The organism is Brevibacillus sp. SIMBA_040 (assembly GCF_046535075.1).
Classification (GTDB): domain Bacteria; phylum Bacillota; class Bacilli; order Brevibacillales; family Brevibacillaceae; genus Brevibacillus.
The window spans coordinates 1-266 of the sequence record NZ_JAWRXI010000213.1; the positions used below are offsets into that span (position 1 = coordinate 1).

Consider the following 266-nt stretch of genomic DNA (forward strand, 5'->3'; position numbering starts at 1 on the left):
GCGTCGACCGTAAACACGCGGATATTACTGGCATTGGTCACCAGCGCACCGCAGGTCACCGCCAGGCCACGGCTGTTATCGCCGGCGACCACCGGAAACCCGTTACGCGTAGCGTTCTGTACGGCATAGTCGTTGGCGGTACTGCTGGGGGTGCAAACGCCACCACGGCCAGCAGCTTCGAGGGCCGAGGTGTCGGCGATGGACTGCAGCTTGCGCTTTTCCAGGTACAGGCGGCCACTGTCCACCGCCAACAGCATAAACACCAT

The 266-nt window shown here is 62.4% G+C and carries 1 protein-coding gene; it reads right to left on the reverse strand.

The window, feature by feature from the left end; genetic code table 11:
* Window positions 1–266, reverse strand: a 266-nt coding sequence (locus SB752_RS32595; protein ID WP_410719527.1) for a pilus assembly protein TadG-related protein, incomplete at both ends; no start/stop codon positions are given.